This is a genomic window from Streptomyces sp. NPDC093984 (genome assembly GCF_044764595.1).
Classification (GTDB): Bacteria; Actinomycetota; Actinomycetes; order Streptomycetales; family Streptomycetaceae; genus Streptomyces; species Streptomyces cynarae.
The window spans coordinates 40,079-60,105 of sequence record NZ_JBIWIM010000021.1 but is presented as its reverse complement, the minus strand read 5'-3'; the positions used below and the strand labels follow the sequence as shown (position 1 = coordinate 60,105).

The window sequence follows — 20,027 nt, the reverse complement described above, 5'->3', positions numbered from 1 at the left end:
TCGATCTGCGGCAGCGCGTACTTGTGCCAGGCCGCGGAGTACGTGCCGCCCGAGGCACCGACGGAGCCGCTGTTCTCGTCGGTGCGCCAGATGCGGGTCAGGTCGAAGACGGCGAGGCCGCCGGCGTTGGAGACGTAGAGGTACTTGCCGTACCAGGTCACGGAGTCGGCGTGGCCGGGCAGGGCGGTGTAGCCGGTGGCGGTCGGGGTGACAAGGAGGACATGGCGGTAGCGCACCACCGGGTCGGTCACGTCGGCGAAGGTGACCCGCATCAGGTTGTCCTTGCCGGCCGGGTTGTCCTTGTCGCTGTGCCAGCTTGCGACCACGACGCGGCGCCCGCCGGTGAGGAGTTCGTTGCCGCGGGCCGCGCCGGAGCCGGTCACGCCCTGCGGCACGTACGTCATGCCGCTGTCGTCGCCCCAGGTGTCATCCCAGCAGAAGCCCTGAGCACCGGCGGCGTTGGTGTCGTGGCACAGCGCCCGGCCGGTAGCGTTGAGGTCGGCGAGGACAGTGGAGAGGCCGGTCTTGGGGATGCCGCCGTTCTCCACGGCCGTGGCGTACTGCCCGAATCGGGTCTCCTGCCCGGCCGCCACGGGGCCGGTTTCGGTGGAGGCGAGCCGCCAGGTATCGGCGGGGGTGATGCGGGTGACCGAGGCCGGCACGACCGAGCCGTTCGGCGCGCTCACGGCGGCCGCTGGCTGCGCGGGCAGGGCGACGGCCAACATGGCCGCCGTCGCCACCGCCGCGGCGCCGGTGCGGCGTATCCATCTCAGCATGGGTGATGAAGCTCCCTTTTCATGAATCACTTCCGGGCCACGTAGTCTGGCATCCGGCCGCGAAGCGACTGATCACCGGAAGCGGACTCGACGTATGCGCCTTCATGGCACCCGGCAAGGCGTCCGGTCGGCGGCTTCAGATACCTTGATCATCCAGTGCTGCGCTCTGTTTCGCTAAGCTCGACAATCAGTCAAATTGAGGATGTCGTCTCAATGTCTCGCCATACGAGAACGTGCGCCCTGGCGCCGGGCCGATCCTGATGTGACGATCCCGGTGTGGCTGGGTGATCACGGCTTCGGAGCCCTCCTGGATATCGCCGATTACCGGACTGAGTCCGCGCCGGTTCGCGAAGCTGGTGGCCGTACTGCGGCGCAACGAGGCCGACACTGTCCGCCGGGACCGGCCATGGGCTCTGCCTCTGGAGGAACGGCTGTTGCTGATGCGACGTACTGGCGCACGAGCTTGACGCTCCGCCAGCTTGCTCCACTGCTCGGCCTGTCCAAGTCGGCTGCGAACCGCGTCCTCTTCGGACTGGGGCTCGTGACTAAGCCTTGTCCCGTAAATGATCTACGGGGTGCTGGCTGACCTGCTCGACTTCCTAGTCACCTGGCGAGGGCGAGGTTGTGCAGGCGGGCGATGCCGAGCACGGCGTGGTGTACGCCGTCGCCCTTGAGGCGGCAGTCGCGCAGGATCGGCGACGATTGATCACGCGAGCCCACCAGTACCAACCCCCAGCTCGGCGGATGCCCGGCCGACGGCGGCGCTCCGGGAGGTGAAGTACCCGGCGCGTCCGCTCAGGCCGAGGTCCGCGTACCGTCGTCTTGCCTAGGGCGCGAAGTAGATCATGGCGTGGACGGGTTCGAGGCGGCGCCAGGCCGCGCGTGCTGTCTTCACGGGGTCACCGCTTCGGGGAGTCGACGAATGGGGTGTTGGCTGCGGTTCCGTACTCGCCGTGCGCCCGCAGGTGTTCGAGCAGCAGGCGGCTCAGCGTCTCGGGTGCCTCCTCGGGGACCCAGTGGCTGACGCCCTGGAGGGTCTCGAACCGGTACGGCCCGTTGACCCACCGTGCGGTCTCCTGTGCGGCAGCCGGGCCGAACGCGCCGTCCTGCGTGCTCCATACGTACAGCGTGGGTACGTCGATGACGCCGATCGCACCGTCGGGACGGTCGGCCCGGTACCAGTTCAGCGCCGCGGTGAGAGCGCCCGGCTGGGACAGGTGCCGTACGTAGGCCTCGGCGCTGCCCTGCGGGACCTTTCCGGCGAAGACGGCGCGAAGCTCTTGGGCGTCGTGCGCGAGCATGCGTTCTTCGGTCGCGGGTGTTTCGCGCCAGTCGATCATGTAGCGCGAGCGTGCGCGCTGGTCCTGGTCGGTGCGCAGGGTGGTGGCCAGAGCGCCGGGGTGCGGGGTCGAGACGACCGTCAGCGTGCGTACGCGGCCGGGGTGGGCGTGCGCGGTCCACCAGGCCACCGCGCCGCCCCAGTCGTGGCCGACCAGGTCGAACGTCGCCCAGCCCAGTTCCTCGCTGATCGCGACCACGTCGTCGACGAGGAGATCGACGCGATAGTCCTCGGGCCGCCGGGGGCGGGCGCCGGGGGAGTACCCGCGTTGGTCGGGTGCCACCACCCGGTAGCCGTGCGCGGCCAACGCCGCGATCTGCCGCCGCCACACCAGCCCCGTCTGCGGGAAGCCGTGCAGCAGCAGCACCGGGCGGCCCTCGGGCGGACCGGCCGCGATCGCGTCGAACACGCCCGCAGCCGTGGAGATGCCGAGCTCGGTCACGGTTCACCTTTCCATACCGACTGGTCGGTCTGTTGCGCGGCGGCTCGGTTGAACATGACGCCGAATTCAACTATAACCGATCCGGAGGCCGGCTCCCGTCACCCCCGTGGCCATGGCGCATGTCGTCGGACAACGGTGAAGGCGGTCAATGAGCAAGCCAAGCGCCGCAGTTGGCGTTCGGTCCCGCCCACCGGCATCGAGCCCGGCTCACGGAGCTCGGAATTCCGGTCCCGAAGCACCCGGACGAACCGGGCCAAAAGGAAGCAGGGAGTCGACATGAGGGAAGCAGTCATCGTTTCGACGGCACGGACGCCGATCGGAAAGGCCTACCGCGGCGCGTTCAACGACACCCAGGCGCAGGAACTCGCCGCCCATGCCCTTTCGCACGCGGTGCGGCGCGCTGGGCTCGAAGGAAGCGAGGTCGAGGACGTCATCTTCGGCTGCGCCGCGCAGCAGGGGTCGGCCGGCTTCAACGTCGCGCGCCAGGCCGTGCTCCGTGCCGGACTCCCGGACGCCGTGTCGGGGATGACGATCGACCGGCAGTGCTCGTCCGGTCTGATGGCCATCGCGACGGCCGCCAAGCAGATCGTCGCGGACGGCATGCAGATCGCTGTCGGCGCCGGTGTCGAGTCGATCTCCCTGGTGCAGAACGACCACATGAACACCCACCGCGCGGCGGACCCCTGGCTGGTCGAGCACAAGCCGAGCATCTACATGCCGATGCTGCAGACGGCGGAGATCGTCGCCGAACGCTACGGCGTGAGCCGCGAACGCCAGGACGAGTTCGCGCTGGTGTCGCAGCAGCGCACCGCGGCTGCGCAGGAGGCCGGCCGGTTCGACCCCGAGATCGTCCCGCTCACCAGTGTGAAGAAGGTCCTCGACAAGCAGTCCGGGGAGGTGCGGGAGGAAGAGATCACCCTGACCCGGGACGAGGGCAACCGCGCGTCCACGACGCTCGAAGGCCTGGCCGGGCTGGCGCCGGTGCTGCCCGACGGTCAGGTGAGCGCGCATTCCAGCGTGACGGCGGGCAATTCCTCGCAGTTGTCGGACGGAGCGTCGGCGTCGGTGCTGATGGAGGCGAAGGAGGCCGAGCGCCGGGGACTTCAACCGCTGGGCGTCTACCGGGGTATGACCGTCGCCGGTTGCGGGCCGGACGAGATGGGCATCGGCCCGGTGTTCGCCATTCCGAAACTCCTGAAGCAGCACAACCTCACCATCGACGACATCGGCCTGTGGGAACTCAACGAGGCGTTCGCCTCCCAGGCGTTGTACTGCCGCGACGAACTGCACATCGACCCGGAGCGGTTCAACGTCAACGGCGGCGCGATCTCGGTCGGCCATCCGTACGGAATGACCGGTGCCCGCCTGGTGGGTCACGCCCTCATCGAGGGCAAGCGGCGCGGTGTCCGGTATGTGGTGATCTCGATGTGTGTCGGCGGCGGAATGGGCGCGGCCGGGCTGTTCGAGGTCGCCTGATGGCAAAGGACCGAACCGCCGTCCTGGTGGACTTCGGCGGGGTCATCACCTCCAGTGTGCTGCGGGCCTTCACCGACTTCGGCGCCTCGCTCGGCGGCGACCCGCGCCTGCCGCTGGACCTCCTCGCCCGGGACCAGCCGTCACGCACCCTCCTGACCGACCACGAGTGCGGCCGTATCGACGCCGAGGCCTTCGAGCGGGGATTCGCCGAGCGTCTGCGGGTCCACGGCGTCGACGTGGCGGCGGAGGGGCTCACGGCCCGGATGCAGGCGGGAATGTCGATCGACCAGGACATGCTCGCGCTGCTCGGTGATCTCCGGGCTGCCGGCTATCCCGTTGCGCTGGTGTCGAATTCGTTCGGAACCGGAACCTACGAGGGCGTCGACCTCGCCGCTGTCGCCGATGTCGTCGTCATCTCCGCCGAGGTCGGGATCCGCAAGCCTTCCCGGCGGATCTACGCGATCGCCTGCGAACGCCTCGGCGTCGACCCCGAGGAGGCGGTCATGATCGACGATCTGCAGCAGAACCTCGACGGAGCGGCGCGGATCGGCATCGGGGGCGTGCTGCACACCAGTGCCGCCGACACCCGCCGCCGGCTCACCGAATGCTTCGGCATCACCGGCTGACCGATCGGCGCGCCTTCGGCCACGTCGGCGGCGGACTTCATGCCGAGGGCGGGCCAGGTCGACTGATCGGCGAGACGGACCCCGCACCGCCACCCGCTCACATCCCCGGAAGGCACCGCCCATGACCAGCGTCTTCGATCCCGTGTGCCGCCACGCGGCCGCCACTCCGGACAGCATCGCGCTGCGCGGTGCTGCGGATGAGTGGACCTACCTTCAGTTGCGTGGCGCGAGCGTACGGTACGCGGGCGCCTTGGCCGCCGCCGAAGCGGGACATCGAACCGTCGTTGGGCGCCCCTTGGGGGTTTGTGACTATGGCGTCGGTTTCAAGTAAAGTCCCGGGAATGGACACCACCGCGCCCGAGGAGATCGACAGCGAGACCGCACCGCCCATGGCGCCGCTCTCCCATCTTCGCGAGCCGCCCACGACGAAGCGCGGGGCGCGGACACGGGCGGCTCTGGTGAAGGCCGCGCGGAAGGTCTTCGAACGGGACGGCTACCTCGACACACGCCTGACCGACATCACCAAAGAGGCGCAGTGCGCGGCGGGGTCCTTCTACACCTACTTCGCCAACAAGGAAGAGGTGCTAGCCGCGGTCCTCCTGGAGGCGCAGGAGGACATGATGCACCCCGGCATGGGCCGGGTGCAGGACACTGACGATCCCTATGCGGTGCTCGAGGCGAGCAATCGCGCCTATCTCGAGGCGTACAGACGCAATGCGAAGCTGATGGCGCTGCTCGAGCAGGTCGCCCAGGTGGAGCCCGAGTTCCGGGACTTCCGCAGGCGGCGCGGGGACGCGTTCATCCGCCGCAATGCCCGCGGCATCGCCGAGCTGCAGGCGCGGGGGGTCGCAGACCGTGAGGTCGATCCGATGATGGCCTCCCGTGCGCTGTCGGGCATGGTCAGCGTCATGGCGTACAACGCATTCGTGGTCTGTGAAGAGCACGAAGAGGGTGCGCCGCCGGACTTCGAGGAGCTGGTGTCCACGGTCACCCGGCTCTGGGCGAACGCCCTGCGGTTCCCCGGTCACCGCTGAATCCGGGCCGCTTTGACCGCCTGCCTCCGCACGCCCGATACCCCGGGCGCCTTCACTCTGACGCTCGATCACTCCTGACGCTCGATCCCGTGAGCCGCTCACGCCCCTGGGTGTGGGCGGCTTCTCCGTGTGGGGCCGCACACCCATCTATTGAACCTGACGCCAGATTCAACTATACAGAGTGGGTCCCCCTACCTGTCAGGAGTCCGGATGTCCCTGTTCGACACGTCGGAGCGCGCCAAGAAGTACCAGGCGGATCTGCTCGAGTTCATGGATGCGCACGTCTACCCCGCTGAGGCGGTGTACCACGAGCAGATGCGCGCGTCGGGTGACCCGCACTTCCAGCCGCCGATCATCGAGGAACTCAAGGCGGAGGCGCGTCGGCGCGGGCTGTGGAACCTCTTCCACCCGCACCCGGAGTGGGGCCCCGGGCTGACGAACCTGGAGTACGCGCCGCTGGCGGAGATCATGGGGCGCAGTCACATCGCCTCGGAAGCCTGCAACTGCAACGCCCCCGACACCGGCAACATGGAGGTGCTCACGCTGTTCGGCAGCGACGAGCACAAGGAGAAGTACCTCAAGCCCCTGCTCGACGGGACGATGGCCTCGGCCTTCGCGATGACCGAGCCGCGGGTCGCCAGTTCCGACGCCACCAACATCGAGCTGCGGATGGAGCGCGACGGCGACGACTACGTGCTCAACGGCCGCAAGTGGTTCGCGTCCAACGCCCTGCACCGCAACTGCAAGGTGCTCATCGTCATGGGGAAGACGGACCCCACCGCCGCCCCGCACCGGCAGCAGTCGATGATGGTCGTCCCGATCGACGCCCCCGGGATCACGGTGCTGCGCGGCCTGCCGGTGTTCGGCTACCAGGACCGCGAGGGGCACGCCGAGATCGACTTCCGCGACGTACGGGTGCCGGCCAAGGACCTCCTCAAGGGTGAGGGAGAGGGGTTCGCGATCAGTCAGGCCCGGCTCGGTCCCGGTCGTATCCACCACTGCATGCGGGCCATCGGCGCGGCCGAACGGGCGCTGGAGCTGATGTGCCGGCGCGCGCAGTCACGCGTGACCTTCGGCAGTCCGCTCGCCGAGCGGTCCAACATCCAGGACTGGATCGCGGAAGCGCGGATCGACATCGAGATGGTCCGCCTGCTCACACTCAAGGCGGCGCACATGATGGACACGGTCGGGAACAAGGAAGCGCGCACCGAGATCGCCGCCATCAAGGTTGCCGCCCCGAACATCGCGTTGAAGATCGTCGACCGCGCGATCCAGGTGCACGGGGGAGCGGGAGTGACCGACGACTTCCCACTGGCCATGATGTACGCGGGGCTGCGGACGCTGCGGCTGGCGGACGGTCCCGACGAGGTCCACAAGCGGGCCATCGCCAAGCAGGAACTGCGGCAGTACCGCGACCAGGCCGCTGCGGCGGTGAGCTGAGATGGCGGGACTCGATCTCACCGGCCGAACCGCCGTGGTCACCGGAGCCTCACGCGGCATCGGGCTGGCCATCGCCCAGTCCATCGCCGCCGCCGGCGGAAACGTCGTCCTCACCTCCCGGTCCCAGGAGGCGGCGGAGGCCGCCGCGGCCCAGGTCGGGGGCACAGCGATCGGCATCGGTGCGCACGCGGTCGACGAAGAGGCGGCCCGGCGCTGCGTGGAATTGACGCTCGAACGCTTCGGAAGCCTGGACATCCTCGTCAACAACGCGGGCACCAACCCGGCCTTCGGACCCGTCATCGACCAGGACCACGGCCGGTTCGCCAAGATCTTCGACGTGAACCTGTGGGCTCCCGTCCTGTGGACGGGTCTGGCCACGCGGGCCTGGATGGGCGAACACGGCGGCGCGGTCGTGAACACCGCATCGGTCGGCGGCATGGCCTTCGAGGCGAACATCGGTTTGTACAACGCGTCCAAGGCCGCGCTCATCCACCTCACGAAGCAACTGGCCCTCGAGCTCTCGCCGACGGTCCGGGTGAACGCGGTGGCACCGGGTGTGGTGCGCACAAAGCTCGCCGAGGCTCTGTGGAAGGAGCACGAACAGGCCGTGTCCGCCGCGACGGCCCTGGGGCGCATAGGGGAGCCGGCCGACATCGCCTCGGCGGTCACCTTTCTCGTCTCGGACGCCGCGAGCTGGATCACCGGCGAGACGATGGTGATCGACGGCGGTCAACTGCTCGGTGACGCGCTCCCGTTCAGACAAGGAGCCGGTGCCGGCCTGTAGGGCGGACACCGTAGGAGTGACGCCGGAGCGGTGATCCGCTGGTCGAGACCCCGGCGTCGACTCGGCCCTTCCAGGCGCAGAAATCGGGGCGTGCGGAGTCGAGGGGGCCCGGACATGCGGCGCCCCGCCGGGGCATGCGCCGGGCGTTTCAGCCGGGCGGTGTCGACAGATGGATCAGGATGCCGCAGACCTCGTCCACGATCTCCCGGGCCTCCGCCTGGTCCTCGCAGTCCCCCAGCTCGCGCGCCGCCCCTCCGATGACGGTGGTCAGCACGCTCACCCGGACCCGGCCGGCGCGTCGCTGTTCGTCCACTTCCAGCAACCGGGCGTTGCGCCGTACCCAGGCGCGGTCCCACTGGCGGCGCAGCGCGTCGAAGCCGGCCGGGCCGTCGTCTTCCGCCAGGAGTCTGGCGAGCCGCCGGTTGTCCCAAGCTCCCCCCAGATAGGACCTGGCTCCGGCCACGAAGAGGGCGACGGGGTCGTCCACGCCACGGCTGCGCTCGGCGGTCAGCGTGGCCGCGGTCCGGCGCTCCTGCTCCTCCCGGAACTCCTCCCACAGGGCGAGGTAGAGCCCGCGCTTTCCGCCGTAGTGCTGGAAGAGGGTGCCCGCCGGGATACCGGAGCGCGCCGCGATCTCGGTGAGGCCGGCGTCGGTGTAACCGCGCTCGGTGAACACCTCCAGCGCGGCGTCCAGTAGCTCACGGCGGACGGTTCGGTCCTGCCCGGCGCGCCCCTCCGTCAGGCCCATGTTCCCCTGCCCGTACGGCAGTTGAGGTGCCGCCTCGGTCCCGGCGGACTCCACGATGCCGCTCATTGGTGATCCTCACCTTCTCCAGCCCCGTCGCGGATGGCCAGGGCGACCAGCAGTTCCAGGAGGTCGGCGATCCGGCGCGGATTGCGGCCGGTGCGTTCCTCGATCCGGCGCAACCGGTAGTGCGCCGTGTTGTGATGCACCCTCAACCGGTCGGCGGCCAGCCGCAGATTGAGGTCCGCCCCCGCGAACGCCCGTATGGTGGCGGCCAGCGTGTCGCCGCGTCTGCGGTCCTCCTCCAGCAGCACCCGCACACGGGGATCGACCAGCTGCCGGGCGAGGTCGTCGGCGCGCAGCGCCAGGTAGTCGAACGGCGACAGCCGCGGCAGCGCCGCCACCCCGCCCCCGCTCGGCACCAGGTCCAGGACGGCCCGCGCCTCCTCGTAGGCGCGCGGCAGTTCGGACGCGCCTTGCGCGACCGTGCTGATCCCCATGGAGAGCAGGGTGCCCTCCCGCGCGAGTCGCCGCTGCACGGCCTCGAAGTGGGCGCAGATGTCCTCGGCGTTCATGCCGGCCCGGACCACGGGCACGGCCACCACCTCGCCGTGGCGTACGACGACCAGGGTTCTGCCGGCCCATGGCCCGGCCACGATGATCGACGCGCTGGTCGCGTACCCGTTTTCGGCCGAGGTGACGTCCCCGGTGCGGGTGTCGCCGACGCACACCGCCACGACCGCCATCATCGGCGAGCGCGGTCCGATGCCGTACGCCTGCGCCGCGGCGGACAGCGGACCGTGCGTCGGTGCCACCCCGGCCAGGAGCCGGTCCAGGAGATCCCGTCGCTCCCGGTCCGCGTCCGCCACGACGTGCTGCTGGTACTCGACGTATGCCTGCGCGGCATGGGTGCTGGCGTAGTCGACGTACCGCATCAGCGGGGTGACGAGGGACAGCGCGGCCTGCTGGGCCTCGGCGGACGTGCCGGCGCACTCCAGCAGCGCGTCCCACATCACCTGCCGGCCGACCCGAAAGGCACTGATCCAGTCCTCCAGCGCGAATCCCGCGCGTGCCCGGCGCATGGCTGCCGCGCGACTGAAGAAGAGGTCCTCGGGAGCGATGTCACGGTCGCCGGCCAGCGCCGCCAACTGCATCCGGTAGTGCTCGAGCACCTGCTCCCGTACCTCGGCGAAGAACCGCTCGTCCTGCAGCGCGTACGACGGGATCTCGGCGCGCATCACCTCTACGGCGGTCCCCGCCACCTCCTCGACCCGGTCGTGGACGGCGTGCAGGATCCGCCGCCGCTCCCGGCGGAGCGGTTCGGAGAGTGGGGGAGTGCCCGGAGCGGGACCGCGAGGCATGGCGCCGATCGTCGCCGTCCGCCTCGTGTTCCGTCAACAGGCCCGGAGTGAGACATCCCGCCGTACCTGTGCGCGGCGCACAGTCCGGCGACCGGGAAGTTGGGTGCTCGCACCCAATGTGCGCCTCGAACGCCCCCACCTACTGTGACGCTCGCCCACCCCCCAGCACGTCGGAAAGGGCGTCACTCATGCTCACGGTCGACGGTATCACCGTGCGTTTCGGCGGGATCACGGCCTTGGACGGTGTCGCGTTCACCGTAGAGCCCGGCACCGCCGTAGGGCTCATCGGTCCGAACGGAGCCGGCAAGACCACCTTGTTCAACTGCCTCACCAGGCGCTGCACCCCGGATGCGGGAACGGTGCGGTTCGACGGCGAGGACCTGCTCGCCCTTCCGCCGCACGCCGTGGCCGGGCGTGGCATCGCCCGCACCTTCCAGAACCTCGGACTGTTCGCGCGGCTCACGGTCCGGGAGAACGTCATGGTCGGCGCCCACAGCCGGGGACGCACCGGCCACCTCGCCGCGGCCCTGCGGCTGCCCCGCGTCCGGCGAGAGGAGAGGGAACTACGTGACCAGGCGGACGACCTGCTACGACGGCTCGGCCTCGCGGACGTCGCCGACCACCCCGCCGCCGGGCTGCCGTTCGGCACCCTCAAACGTGTCGAACTCGCCCGGGCGCTCGCGGTACGGCCCCGGCTGTTGCTGCTCGACGAACCCGTCAACGGGCTCAGTCACGGAGAGGTCGACGAATTCGCGGATCTGGTCCGCTCGGTGCGCCAGGGCTTCGATCTCACGCTCGTGGTGGTCGAACACCACATGGGGTTCGTGATGGGCCTGTGCGACAAGGTGGTCTGCCTCGACTTCGGCCGCAAGATCGCCGAGGGCTCTCCGGCGGACATCCAGCGCGATCCCGCGGTCGTCGAGGCGTACCTGGGGGTGGCCGCATGAGCGAGTCCACCACCGACCGCAGGGAGCCGGACTTCCTCAAGGTCTCCGGCCTGCACGCCGGATACGGCCAGGCCCGCGTGCTCCAGGGCCTCGACTTCTCCGTCGCCCGCGGCGAGGTGTGCGCGATCCTCGGACCCAACGGCGCGGGCAAGACCACGACGCTGCGGGCGCTGTGCGGCATGGTCCGCGGCCGTGGCTCGGTCACCCTGAACGGCACGGAGCTGTTGGGCCGCTCGCCCGAGCAGGCCGCCCGGCTCGGCGTGGCCCATGTGCCCGAGGGCCGGGGCACCTTCAACGACCTGACCGTCGAGGAGAACCTGCGCATCGGCGCCCACCTGCGCACCGGTCTGCTGCCGCGGCGCCGTGCCGAGCGCGCGGCCGTGGCGGCCGACCTGGAGCGGATCCACGGCTACTTCCCCAAGCTGCGCCAGCGGTCGCGGCAGGCCGCCGGCAGCCTCAGCGGCGGGGAGCAGCAGATGCTCGCCATCGGCAGGGCGCTGATGCTGCGGCCCTCGCTGCTGCTCCTGGACGAGCCGTCCCTGGGGCTCGCGCCGCTGGTCACCCGCGAGCTGTTCGAGATCGTCCGTGCCGTCAACGAGGAGGAACGCACCACCGTGGTCGTCGTCGAGCAGAACGCCCAGCTCGCGCTGGACATCGCGCACCGGGCGCACGTACTGGAGGCCGGCCGCCTGGTGCTGTCCGGACCGGCCCAGCAGATCCGAGAGGACGGTCAGGTCGCCGAGGTGTACCTCGGTGTCTCCGTCCGCTCCCGGAAGGCCGGGTGAGCGCCGTGACCGATCTTCTCCAGCAAGTGGTGGAAGGACTGGGGGCCGGCGCGGTGTACGCCAGCCTGGCGCTGGCCCTGGTGCTGATCCACCGGTTCACCGGGATCGTCAACTTCGCGCAGGGCGAGCTGGCCATGCTCTCTACGTACGTCGCCTGGCAGCTGGTGGCGTCCGGGATGCCGTTCTGGCTGGCGCTGCCGGTCACCCTCGCGGTGTCCTTCGCCGGCGGCATGCTGGTCGAGCGGATCGTCATCCGCCCCGTGCGGGGCGCGCCCGAGCTGACGGTGGTCATCGTCACGGTCGGACTGTTCATCCTCGTCAACGCGCTGGCAGGCCTCATCTGGTCGTTCACCGTGAAGGACTTCCCGCAGCCGTTCCCCGACGGTGGGCTTGACCTGGCCGGGGTGCGCGTGGACTGGTCGACGCTCGGGATCCTCGGCGCCGTGGCCGTCGTGATGGGCCTGCTGTATCTGCTGTTCCAGCACACCCCCATCGGCCTGGTGATGCGGGCGGCCGCCTGCAACCCGGCCTCCGCCCGCCTGTCGGGCATCCGGGTGAGCCGGGTGCTGATGCTCGGCTGGGGGCTGGCGGCGACGGTCGGTGCGGTGTCGGGCGTGCTCGTCGCCCCGCTGCTGTTCCTGGAGCCCAACATGATGGGCGGAGTGCTGATCTACGCGTTCGCCGCGGCCACCCTCGGGGGCTTCGACAGCCCGGTCGGCGCGGTCGTCGGCGGCCTGTTCGTGGGCGTCGCCGAGACGCTGACCGGGGCGTACGTGGACGTCATCGGTGAGGACCTGAAGGTGGGCGTCCCCCTGGTGATCATCCTGGCGGTGCTGCTGGTGCGGCCCCAGGGCCTCTTCGGACGGGCGGCGGTGGAGCGCGCATGAGCACCGTCACAGCGGCACTCGGTACCGGCCGGGCCCGGCGCGTGCGGGCCGCACTCACCGCGCTGCTCGCGGCCGCAGTCGCCGGCTGCATACCGTTCTACTTCGCCCCCTTCCAGGTCTTCCAGCTGACCATGGTGCTCCTGTACGCCGTGGCGCTGGCCGGACTGAACCTGCTGGTCGGTTTCGGCGGGCAGATCTCGCTCGGGCACGGCGCGTTCTTCGCGGCGGGCGCCTATACGACGGCGGTCATGCTCGACCGGTACGACACCGGCCACCTGGCCACGCTGCCGGTCGCGGCCGCAGGATGCTTCCTCCTCGGCCTGGGGTTCGGAGTGCCCGCGCTGCGACTGCGCGGGCTGTACCTGGCCCTGGTCACCCTCTCGTTCGCGGTGTTCCTGCCGCCCCTGCTCAAGCGGCTCGAACCGGTGACGGGCGGCTCCATGGGCCTGACCGTGGACAAGCTGCAGCCGCCCGCATGGAGCGGGCTGGCCGAGGACCAGTGGATGTACTTCGTCGTCCTCGCCGTCACCGCGGTGGCGCTGCTGCTCGTCCGCAACCTGCTGCGGTCCCGGGTCGGCCGGGCCCTGCTCGCCGTGCGGGACAACGAGAGCGCCGCCGAGGTGATGGGCGTACGGCTGTCGCTGCACAAGACCCTCGCCTTCGCGTGGAGCGCGATGTTCGCGGGTGTCGCCGGGTGTCTGTACACCTGGGTGATCGGCTTCGTCTCGCCCGACTCCTTCAGCTTCGTGCTGTCCATCACGCTGCTGGCCGGCCTGGTGGTCGGGGGGCTGGCCTCGCTGTACGGCCCCCTGCTGGGGGCGGCGTTCGTGATGTACGTGCCGAGCGTGTCCCAGGACCTCAGCGAGGCGGCACCGGGCGTGGTGTTCGGCCTGCTGATCATCGCGGTGATGTTCGTGGCCCCGACGGGACTCGCCGGCCTGCCGGACCGTGTCCGGGCCGCTGTCGCCCGTCGCCGGCCCCACACCGCCGCGACCCTCGTCCGGACGCCCGAGGCCGTATCCGAGCCCGAGGCGGAGCCGAAGTCACCAGCCGGCTCCGCACCGGATGCGGAGCCGAAGTCCCAGGCCCCATCCGCACCCTCCGCGCCTCTCGACCCCGCGAACCCCGCCGTTGCCGACGCCGAACCCGTGGGCGCACCGCCCCGCACGGAAAAGGAATGACTCACATGCGCAAGACCACCGCTCTGCGGGCGGCCGCGGCCGCCACCGCCGCCCTGCTCACCGTCACCGCCTGCAGCAGCCGGCGAGGACAGGACGCCCAGGACACCGTCGCCGGTGGCGCGTGCAAGGGGCAGCAGACCACCGGCATCACCGACAAGACCATCAAGCTCGGCGGCATCTACCCGCTGTCGGGACCGGCCTCCGCGTACGGCACGATCAGCAAGGGCGTGGCCGCCTACTTCAAGTACGTCAACGACCAAGGCGGCATAGACGGCCGCAAGGTGCAGTTCATCGTCCGCGACGACGGCTACCAGCCGCCCAAGGCGGTCGAGGAGGCCCGCAGACTGGTCGAGCACGACAAGGTCTTCGCCGTGTTCCAGACCCTGGGCACGCCGTCCACCGCAGCGGTGTGGGACTACCTCGACAAGCAGAAGGTGCCGCAGCCCTTCGTCGCCACGGGCGCCTCCCTCTGGGGCACGGACCACAAGCACCCGTGGACCATCGGGTGGCAGCCCAACTACGTGGCAGAGGCACGGGTGTACGCCAAGTACCTCAAGGACGCGAGACCGAAGGCCAGGGTCGGGGTCCTCTACCAGAACGACGACTTCGGCAAGGACCTGCTCGGCGGGTTCGAGAAGGCCGTCGCCGGCAGCGGCGTCAAGGTGGTCGCCAAGGAGAGCTACGAGGTCACCGACCCCTCCGTCTCGGCGCAGATGGCGAACCTCGCCCGCTCCAAGGCGGACGTGCTGCTGGACGTCACCACCCCCAAGTTCGGCAGCCAGGCCCTCGCCGCCGATGCCAGGAACACCAGGTGGAACCCGCTGCACATCGTGAACAACGTGGCCTCGTCCGCCGCCGTGCTCCAGCCCGTCGGGTTCAAGAACGTCCAGGGCGTGGTCTCGGCGACGTACTTCAAGGACCCCGCCGACCCGCAGTGGGCGAACGACCCCGAGATGAAGACCTACACCAGCGCCCTGCACAAGTACGCCCCCGACGCCGACCCGGCCAACCAGTTCAACGCCTACGGCTGGGCCGTCGCCTCCAGCCTGCACAAGGCGCTGGACGCGATGAAGTGCCCGACCAGAGAAGGGCTGCGTGACGCGGTGCGCAATCTGAAGAATGTGAAGGTGGGCCTGCTGCTGCCCGGGGTCACCATGTCCACGGGGCCCGGCGACGCCTTCCCGCTCGAGACGATGCAGCTGATGCGGTTCAAGGGCCAGCGGTGGCAGCTGTTCGGCAAGCCGGTGGACACCCGGAAGGAGTTCGGCCCACTGGCGGAGTGAGCAGGCGGGGGCGGTCCCGGTCGATGCCCTGACCCCTCGGACCGCCCTTGCCCGTCACCGGCGCCGGCGAGGCCGTCGGCCGCTGAGGAGCGGCCGACGTGACTGCCGTACCCCCTCGTGCCCGCCACGCCGTGCCACGCGGCGGGCGGGATCGCGGCCCCCCGGTTCAATAGGCTTACATGGTCTGAGCAGGTCAGCGCGCATTGGGGAACGTCGAGCCACCGCCACGGACGCGGCCACGCCGGTCACCGGCCGGGGCCGGGGCCGTGGCAGAGCTTCGGTGACCGAGCACGAGGTGGTGTCCAGCGGTGGAGAAGCGGAAGACGGAGCTCAGCGAAAGCCACGACGATCCGTTCGCTCTGCACCTCGCCGCCCTGGCGGTGCTCGACGACCGGGGAACCGTGACCGGATGGAGCCGGCGGGCCGGGGAACTGCTCGGCTACCCGGACACAGCCGTGATCGGTCGTCAGGCGTACGAGGTCCTTGTCGATCCCCGCGATCTGCCGGCTGTCCGGGAGGCCGTGGCGAGCTGCAGGAGAACCGGCTGCTGGTTCGGGGCGTTGAAGGTGCGGCACCGCGACGGACGGCTCCTGGAGATGGGGGTCAGGGCCCACGCGGTCGCACGCGATGCCCGGGTCCGTGAGTGGTTGCTGGCCGGGGCACTCGCGGTTGACGTACTGGAGTGGCAAAGGGACCGGGCGGTGCTCGACGGGCTGTACCGCCGGTGCCCCATCGGCCTGGTCGTCCACGGCCCCGACCTGAGGCTTCTCCGGGTCAACCGGGCCATCGAACGCTTCAGCGGCGTCCCGGCAGCAGACTTCCGGGGGCTGCCCACCGGCTGTTTCCTCCTCCCCGACGACGCACGCAGGGCCGTGGACCGGGTGCGCCAGGTGATGGAGACCGGAAGGCCGACGGTCTACTCCGAGCAGCTCGTTCGCCTGGAGTGGGAACCGGCACGAGAGCGGGTCGCGATGGTCTCCTCCTTCCCGATGGAGGACCCCTCCGGCCGCATCCTGGGGGTGGCCGAGATGATCGAGGACATCACCGACCGCCATCGGGCCCAGCGTCGGCTCGCGCTCCTCGACCAGGCCGGCAGCCGTATCGGAACCACCCTCGACGTGGCGGAGACCGCCCGCGAACTCGCCGAGGTGATGGTGCCGCACCTCGCCGACCACTCCTCGGTGGATCTGCTGCAGTCGGTGACCCGCGGTGAGGAACCGGCACACGCCCTGGGCGGGCCCGTGGTGCGCGTGGGGGCCTGCGGCGTCGGTGCCCAGCAAGCCGGCCCGCCCCACCCCCAGGGCGAGCCCGTGCAGTTCGCGCCGGACACACCCCAGGCCGCCTGCCTGGCCGAGGGACGGCCCGTCCTGGAACCGGTGCTTCCGCCCGACTGGTTCTCGGCGGAAGGCCACCAGGGGACCCACGCTCCGGACCTGGGCGCCCACTCGCTGATCGTGGTACCCCTGGCCGCCCGTGGCCTGGTGCTGGGGGTGCTGACCCTGTGGCGCTCGCGCCGCCCCGATCCCTTCGAGGCGGACGATCTCACCCTCGCCCAGGAACTCGCCTCACGCGCCGCCGTCGCCATCGACAACGCCCGGCGCTTTACCCAGCAACAGCAGACCGCGTTCACCCTGCAGAGCAGCCTGCTGCCCCGGACGGTCCCGGACCAGTCGGCCGTCGAGGTGGCTCTGCGGTACCTGCCGGCCAGCGCGGCCCCCGGCCTGGGCGGCGACTGGTTCGACGTCATTCCCCTGTCCGGGGCCCGGGTCGCCCTCGTCGTCGGCGACGTGGTGGGACGTGGCATCCACGCTGCCGCCACCATGGGCCGGCTGCGCACCGCCGTACACACGCTCGCCAGCCTCGACCTGGAACCGGACGAGGTCCTTTCCCGGCTGGACGATCTGGTCCTGCTGCTGGCGGCCGAACAGGAAGCGGCCGGCGAGCGGCCCGTGGGCGAGCAGGTCGTCGGCGCCACCTGCCTGTACGCCGTGTACGACCCGGTCTCCGGGCGGTGCACCGCGGCCCGCGCCGGCCATCCGCCGCCGGTGGTGACCGCTCCCGGCGGACAGGTGGCGCTGCTCGACCTGCCCGCCGGCCCACCGCTCGGCCTGGGCGGCCTGCCGTTCGAGGCCCGGGACATCGAACTGACCGAGGGCAGCCTGCTCTGCCTGTACACCAACGGACTGATCGGCGAACGCCATATCGATGCCGACATCGGCCTGACCATGCTGTGCGCAGCGCTCACCCGCCCTGCGAACGCGCTGGAACAGACATGCCAAGCGGTCGTCGACTCACTCGTGCCCACGCGCCCCGCCGACGACGTCGCGTTGCTGATCGCCCGCACCCGCATGCTGTCACCGGCCGATGTCGCCTCCTGGCGTCTGCCGCCGGAGCCTGCCAGCGCGGCCCGAGCCCGGGCGCTGACCTCGGCCAAGCTGGCCGAATGGGGTCTGGAGCACTTGGCGTTCACCACCGAGTTGATCGCCAGTGAACTGGTCACCAACGTCTACCGGTACGCCAGCGGCCCCGCGACCCTGCGGCTGATCCGTGAACGGTCTCTGGTGTGCGAGGTCAGCGACAGCAGTCACACCTCACCACATCTGCGCCGCGCCCGTACCACCGACGAGGGCGGGCGCGGTCTGTTCCTGGTGGCCCAGATGGCCGAGCGCTGGGGCACCCGCTACAGCCGTGAGGGCAAGACCGTGTGGACCGAACAACCACTGGCAGGCGCGTTCACCTGACGCCGGCCCGGGTGGGCCGGCGGGCGGACCACAGCGGCGGCGAGGCCGCTCGCGCGGTCCGCCCGCGCAGCTGCTGTCACTCCGCTGCGGCGAGCAGCCGTGCCTCGCTCTCCTCGTACAGTCGCCGGGCCTCCGAGCTGTCCGCGGCGCGGCGCCGTTGGTCCAGACGGCTGCCGAGCCAGCCCGCAACGTAGCCGAACGGGACGGAGACCAGTCCGGTGGACTGCATGGGGAACAGATGGAAGTCGGTGTGCGGGAAGACGGCCGACGGCGTGCCGGACACGGCCTTGGAGAAGACCATCAGCAACAGCGCGCAGGCCGCGCCGCCGTAGAGGGTGGCGAGCAGGCCGGTGCGGGTGAACCCGCGCCAGAACAGCGAGTAGGTGAGCGCGGGGGCCACCGCCGATGCGCCGATGCAGATGGCCAGAGTGGTCAGCACGCCGACGTTCCACTCCTGGACCAGGGTGGCGAGCCCGATCGCGACGGTGCCCACGGCCACGCTCATCCACACCGCCACCGTCATCTCCGTACGCGGCTCCGGCTGCCCCCGCCGCGATGCATGGGCGAACAGGTCGTGGGCGAGTGACGAGGCTGCGGCCAGGGTCATACCGGCGACCGACGACAGCAGGGTGATGAACACCATGCCCGCGACGGCCGAGTAGAGAATCGTCGTGCCCGCGAAACCGCGTGCCCCGCCGAGCACCTGCGACAGCATCAGCACCGACGTCCTGCCCTGCGGGTCGGCCGCGGTGATGTACCGCGATCCGACCAGCGCCGCCGCGCCCGTGCCCATGATGATCACGAGCAGGCAGAACGTGGTGACCGTGGCGACCGCCCACGACATGGAGCGACGCACGGCCGGCACGTCCTGGGCCGAGTACAGACGCATCGTGATGTGGGGCAGGCAGGCCACGCCGAGGACCACGGTGATCTGGAGACCGGCGAAGTCCAGCCGGTCGACGGGCGAGGTGCCCAGCTCCAGGCCCTGTTGCAGGAAGGCCGGGCCGGCGCCGCTGCCTTGCTGGGCGGCCCTGAGCACGTTGCCGAGGCTCCAGCCGAAGCGGTTCAGCACCAAGGCGGCGATGAGGGCGCTGGTGCCCAGCAGGATGACGATCTTGATCATCTGGATGAGCGCGGTGCCCCTCATTCCGCCGAGCGCCGCGTAGATGATCATCAGGCTGCCGACGATGACGATGCACGCCGTCCTGGCGCCCGCCACGTGCGGGAGGTTCAGGATGAAGATGAGCAGCGAGCCGGCCCCGGAGAGCTGGACGACCAGGAAGGGGAGGGTCGCAGAAAGCGTCACCACGCAGGCGGCGACACGCACCGCCCGCCCGGGCATGTTGCGGGCCAGGACGTCGCCCATGGTGAACCTGCCGGCGTTGCGCAGCGGTTCGGCCAGCAGGAACATCAGCAGCACCAGAGACAAGGCGGTGCTGACCGCGAGGACGTAGCCGTCGTATCCGGTGAGCGCCACGATGCCGGTGGTGCTCAGCACCGTGGCCGCGGAGATGTAGTCGCCGGCGATGGCCAGACCGTTCTTGAGCGGGGTGAGCGAGAGGTAGCCGGTGTAGAAGTTCGTCAGGTCGTCGCGGTCCGGTCCGGCCATCACGCAGATCAGCAGCGTGAGGGTGACCAGGGCGGTGAACAGAACGAGGACGGTGGCCTGCGTCCCGGAGCTGAAGTCGTTCATCTCGCCGCCCTCGCGTCCCGGGCCGTGGGAACCGCCCGCTCCTTGACGGCGCGGGCCAGCGGATCCACCGAGCGTCGTGCGCTGCGGCCGTACCAGAAGACCGCCGCGAAGGTGACGACGAGTTGGAGGACCCCCAGGGCCATTCCCAGGCTCAGCTCCCCGGCGATCTTGGACCCCATCAGGCCCGGCGCCCAGCACGACAGCAGGACGTACACCACGAAGGAACCGAGCGCGGCGAGCGCGGAGGTTCGGCGGAGCAGCCGGTAGGCCGAGCGGAGGGCGGTGAGGTCGGCACCATGTCGATGAGCGTCGCGCGGGTAGGGCTCGGCCCAAGGGGCTTGCCCGTACGTGTCGTACCGAGGGGCTTGCCCGAACGCGTCGTACCGAGGGGCGTCGTGTCCGTACGACCGGGCATCGGTGTGCGGCTGGGGCCGTCCCGGGGGTGCTGAGGGCGGAAACCGGTTCTGGTCGGGGTATGTCATCGCCT

At 70.4% G+C, this 20,027-nt stretch carries 17 protein-coding genes and 3 pseudogenes; 13 read left to right on the top strand and 7 right to left on the bottom strand.

The features are described 5' to 3' along the window. A pseudogene (locus tag ACIRC0_RS36810) lies at window positions 1–776 on the bottom strand (hypothetical protein); the annotation flags it as partial. Window positions 777–1,060: 284 nt separating this feature from the next. Between ACIRC0_RS36810 and ACIRC0_RS36805 the strand changes: the two are divergent. After that, a pseudogene (locus ACIRC0_RS36805) lies at window positions 1,061–1,314 on the top strand (transposase family protein); the annotation flags it as partial. 65 nt (window positions 1,315–1,379) lie between these two features. Here ACIRC0_RS36805 and ACIRC0_RS36800 read toward each other — a convergent pair. Both ACIRC0_RS36800 and ACIRC0_RS36795 read right to left on the bottom strand, forming a co-directional pair. Continuing rightward, a pseudogene (locus ACIRC0_RS36800) lies at window positions 1,380–1,472 on the bottom strand (IS5/IS1182 family transposase); the annotation flags it as partial. A gap of 203 nt (window positions 1,473–1,675) precedes the next feature. Then, the gene (locus ACIRC0_RS36795; RefSeq protein WP_403625590.1) at window positions 1,676–2,557 is read right to left on the bottom strand and encodes an alpha/beta fold hydrolase; all 882 of its coding nucleotides are present in this window, start codon (window positions 2,555–2,557) and stop codon (window positions 1,676–1,678) included. 276 nt (window positions 2,558–2,833) lie between these two features. Here ACIRC0_RS36795 and ACIRC0_RS36790 point away from each other — a divergent pair, with 276 nt between their 5' ends. The 6 genes from ACIRC0_RS36790 (at window position 2,834) to ACIRC0_RS36765 (ending at window position 7,917) form a co-directional block, all read left to right on the top strand. After that, window positions 2,834–4,033 carry an acetyl-CoA C-acyltransferase gene (locus tag ACIRC0_RS36790; protein ID WP_403625587.1) on the top strand — a complete coding sequence of 400 codons (1,200 nt, stop codon included), beginning with the start codon at window positions 2,834–2,836 and terminating at the stop codon, window positions 4,031–4,033. Further along, window positions 4,033–4,659: an HAD family hydrolase gene (locus tag ACIRC0_RS36785; RefSeq protein WP_403625584.1), complete on the top strand. Its 627-nt coding sequence runs from the start codon at window positions 4,033–4,035 to the stop codon at window positions 4,657–4,659. The genes ACIRC0_RS36790 and ACIRC0_RS36785 overlap by 1 nt, the downstream gene beginning before the upstream one ends. 121 nt (window positions 4,660–4,780) lie before the next feature. Beyond that, window positions 4,781–4,990 carry a hypothetical protein gene (locus ACIRC0_RS36780; RefSeq protein ID WP_403625581.1) on the top strand — a complete coding sequence of 70 codons (210 nt, stop codon included), beginning with the start codon at window positions 4,781–4,783 and terminating at the stop codon, window positions 4,988–4,990. Between the two features lie 10 nt (window positions 4,991–5,000). Next, a complete protein-coding gene (locus ACIRC0_RS36775) occupies window positions 5,001–5,693 on the top strand; it encodes a TetR/AcrR family transcriptional regulator (RefSeq protein WP_403625578.1) in 693 nt (230 codons plus the stop codon). 210 nt (window positions 5,694–5,903) lie between these two features. Continuing rightward, window positions 5,904–7,133, top strand: a complete 1,230-nt coding sequence (locus tag ACIRC0_RS36770) for an acyl-CoA dehydrogenase family protein (protein WP_403625575.1) — start codon at window positions 5,904–5,906, stop codon at window positions 7,131–7,133. Window position 7,134: 1 nt separating this feature from the next. After that, a complete protein-coding gene (locus tag ACIRC0_RS36765; protein WP_403625573.1) occupies window positions 7,135–7,917 on the top strand; it encodes an SDR family oxidoreductase in 783 nt (260 codons plus the stop codon). A gap of 148 nt (window positions 7,918–8,065) precedes the next feature. Here the strand turns inward: ACIRC0_RS36765 and ACIRC0_RS36760 are convergent, their stop codons facing one another. Further along, window positions 8,066–8,731 carry a TetR/AcrR family transcriptional regulator gene (locus tag ACIRC0_RS36760; RefSeq protein ID WP_403625570.1) on the bottom strand — a complete coding sequence of 222 codons (666 nt, stop codon included), beginning with the start codon at window positions 8,729–8,731 and terminating at the stop codon, window positions 8,066–8,068. Then, a complete protein-coding gene (locus ACIRC0_RS36755; protein WP_403625567.1) occupies window positions 8,728–10,023 on the bottom strand; it encodes a PucR family transcriptional regulator in 1,296 nt (431 codons plus the stop codon). Before ACIRC0_RS36755 ends, ACIRC0_RS36760 begins: the two co-directional genes overlap by 4 nt. A gap of 188 nt (window positions 10,024–10,211) precedes the next feature. Between ACIRC0_RS36755 and ACIRC0_RS36750 the strand changes: the two genes are divergently transcribed. From ACIRC0_RS36750 to ACIRC0_RS36725, 6 genes are all read left to right on the top strand, one after another. Continuing rightward, window positions 10,212–10,970 (top strand): ABC transporter ATP-binding protein, encoded by a 759-nt coding sequence (locus ACIRC0_RS36750; protein ID WP_403625564.1) that lies wholly within the window; start codon window positions 10,212–10,214, stop codon window positions 10,968–10,970. Continuing rightward, window positions 10,967–11,755, top strand: coding sequence for an ABC transporter ATP-binding protein (locus ACIRC0_RS36745; RefSeq protein WP_403625562.1), 789 nt, complete (start codon window positions 10,967–10,969; stop codon window positions 11,753–11,755). The genes ACIRC0_RS36750 and ACIRC0_RS36745 overlap by 4 nt, the downstream gene beginning before the upstream one ends. 5 nt (window positions 11,756–11,760) lie before the next feature. After that, window positions 11,761–12,642: a branched-chain amino acid ABC transporter permease gene (locus ACIRC0_RS36740; RefSeq protein ID WP_403625559.1), complete on the top strand. Its 882-nt coding sequence runs from the start codon at window positions 11,761–11,763 to the stop codon at window positions 12,640–12,642. Next, window positions 12,639–13,823 carry a branched-chain amino acid ABC transporter permease gene (locus ACIRC0_RS36735; RefSeq protein ID WP_403625556.1) on the top strand — a complete coding sequence of 395 codons (1,185 nt, stop codon included), beginning with the start codon at window positions 12,639–12,641 and terminating at the stop codon, window positions 13,821–13,823. Before ACIRC0_RS36740 ends, ACIRC0_RS36735 begins: the two co-directional genes overlap by 4 nt. Before the next feature lie 5 nt (window positions 13,824–13,828). After that, window positions 13,829–15,106 carry an ABC transporter substrate-binding protein gene (locus ACIRC0_RS36730; RefSeq protein ID WP_403625554.1) on the top strand — a complete coding sequence of 426 codons (1,278 nt, stop codon included), beginning with the start codon at window positions 13,829–13,831 and terminating at the stop codon, window positions 15,104–15,106. 308 nt (window positions 15,107–15,414) lie between these two features. Then, complete coding sequence (locus ACIRC0_RS36725; RefSeq protein ID WP_403625551.1) at window positions 15,415–17,847, top strand: SpoIIE family protein phosphatase; 2,433 nt, start codon at window positions 15,415–15,417, stop codon at window positions 17,845–17,847. A 76-nt stretch (window positions 17,848–17,923) separates the two neighbouring features. On the opposite strand, the gene ACIRC0_RS36720 is transcribed toward ACIRC0_RS36725, so the two are convergent. Further along, the gene (locus ACIRC0_RS36720; protein WP_403625548.1) at window positions 17,924–19,540 is read right to left on the bottom strand and encodes a cation acetate symporter; all 1,617 of its coding nucleotides are present in this window, start codon (window positions 19,538–19,540) and stop codon (window positions 17,924–17,926) included. Further along, on the bottom strand, window positions 19,537–20,022 hold the full coding sequence (locus tag ACIRC0_RS36715; protein WP_403625545.1) for a DUF485 domain-containing protein: 486 nt from the start codon (window positions 20,020–20,022) through the stop codon (window positions 19,537–19,539). Before ACIRC0_RS36715 ends, ACIRC0_RS36720 begins: the two co-directional genes overlap by 4 nt. Between the last annotated feature and the right edge of the window lie 5 nt (window positions 20,023–20,027).